The 2,000-nt window shown below is 49.8% G+C and carries 2 tRNA genes and 1 rRNA gene; all 3 read right to left on the bottom strand.

Annotation, left to right across the window (positions count from 1 at the left end):
* Positions 1–3: 3 nt before the first annotated feature.
* Positions 4–79 (bottom strand) — tRNA-Ala (locus tag CFY84_RS11205).
* A 70-nt stretch (positions 80–149) separates the two neighbouring features.
* Positions 150–226, bottom strand: a tRNA-Ile gene (locus CFY84_RS11200).
* Positions 227–290: 64 nt separating this feature from the next.
* A 16S ribosomal RNA gene (locus CFY84_RS11195) occupies positions 291–1,828 on the bottom strand.
* Positions 1,829–2,000 lie beyond the last annotated feature (172 nt).

The raw sequence follows: 2,000 nt of genomic DNA, 5'->3' as shown, positions 1-2,000 counted from the left end.
AGATGGTGGAGACTAGGAGAGTCGAACTCCTGACCTCCTGCGTGCAAAGCAGGCGCTCTACCAACTAAGCTAAGTCCCCAGCTTATCATTTGTGCACTGCATATATACGATCTAATTCCCTGTACTCATCCGCCATCAGACGCATGGTTTGGTGGGTCTGACAAGACTTGAACTTGTGACCCCACGCTTATCAAGCGTGTGCTCTAACCAACTGAGCTACAGACCCTCAGATATCATATACGCTTGAAGAACAACTTGTTGTGGATTCTTGCTGACCATCACCTTTTCGTTAAGGAGGTGATCCAGCCGCAGGTTCCCCTACGGCTACCTTGTTACGACTTCACCCCAGTCATTGGCCACACCGTGGTAAACGTCCTCCCGAGGGTTAGACTATCTACTTCTGGTGCAACAAACTCCCATGGTGTGACGGGCGGTGTGTACAAGGCCCGGGAACGTATTCACCGCGGCATTCTGATCCGCGATTACTAGCGATTCCGACTTCATGGAGTCGAGTTGCAGACTCCAATCCGGACTACGATCGGCTTTTTGAGATTAGCATCACATCGCTGTGTAGCAACCCTCTGTACCGACCATTGTAGCACGTGTGTAGCCCTGGCCGTAAGGGCCATGATGACTTGACGTCGTCCCCGCCTTCCTCCAGTTTGTCACTGGCAGTATCCTTAAAGTTCCCGACATTACTCGCTGGCAAATAAGGAAAAGGGTTGCGCTCGTTGCGGGACTTAACCCAACATCTCACGACACGAGCTGACGACAGCCATGCAGCACCTGTATCTAAGTTCCCGAAGGCACCAATCTATCTCTAGAAAGTTCTTAGTATGTCAAGGCCAGGTAAGGTTCTTCGCGTTGCATCGAATTAAACCACATGCTCCACCGCTTGTGCGGGCCCCCGTCAATTCATTTGAGTTTTAGTCTTGCGACCGTACTCCCCAGGCGGTCTACTTATCGCGTTAGCTGCGCCACTAAGCCCTCAAAGGGCCCAACGGCTAGTAGACATCGTTTACGGCATGGACTACCAGGGTATCTAATCCTGTTTGCTCCCCATGCTTTCGCACCTCAGTGTCAGTATTAGGCCAGAAGGCTGCCTTCGCCATCGGTATTCCTCCAGATCTCTACGCATTTCACCGCTACACCTGGAATTCTACCTTCCTCTCCTATACTCTAGCCACCCAGTATCGAATGCAATTCCCAAGTTAAGCTCGGGGATTTCACATTTGACTTAAATGGCCACCTACGCGCGCTTTACGCCCAGTAATTCCGATTAACGCTTGCACCCTCTGTATTACCGCGGCTGCTGGCACAGAGTTAGCCGGTGCTTATTCTGCGAGTAACGTCCACTTATCCTAGGTATTAACTAGGTAAGCCTCCTCCTCGCTTAAAGTGCTTTACAACCATAAGGCCTTCTTCACACACGCGGCATGGCTGGATCAGGCTTTCGCCCATTGTCCAATATTCCCCACTGCTGCCTCCCGTAGGAGTCTGGGCCGTGTCTCAGTCCCAGTGTGGCGGATCATCCTCTCAAACCCGCTACAGATCGTCGCCTTGGTAGGCCTTTACCCTACCAACTAGCTAATCCGACTTAGGCTCATCTATTAGCGCAAGGTCCGAAGATCCCCTGCTTTCCCCCGTAGGGCGTATGCGGTATTAGCGTCCCTTTCGAAACGTTGTCCCCCACTAATAGGCAGATTCCTAAGCATTACTCACCCGTCCGCCGCTAAGGTCAGTAGCAAGCTACTTTCCCCCGCTCGACTTGCATGTGTTAAGCCTGCCGCCAGCGTTCAATCTGAGCCATGATCAAACTCTTCAGTTAAAATCATTAGTTACTTAAGGTAACCAATCTGGCTCATCAATAACTAGCTATATATTTCGCTCAAATAAATTTTCGAGTAAATTTCTATTTCTAGTCACCAATGATTCTTATATTCATTGGTAACAATCAACAAAAATCCACACAAGTTGTTCTTCATTGCTTTTAATGATTT

This window comes from Acinetobacter apis, assembly GCF_900197575.1.
Lineage (GTDB): Bacteria > Pseudomonadota > Gammaproteobacteria > Pseudomonadales > Moraxellaceae > Acinetobacter > Acinetobacter apis.
The sequence above is the reverse complement of the archived record's forward strand: the minus strand, read 5'-3'. Positions and strand labels throughout refer to the sequence as shown.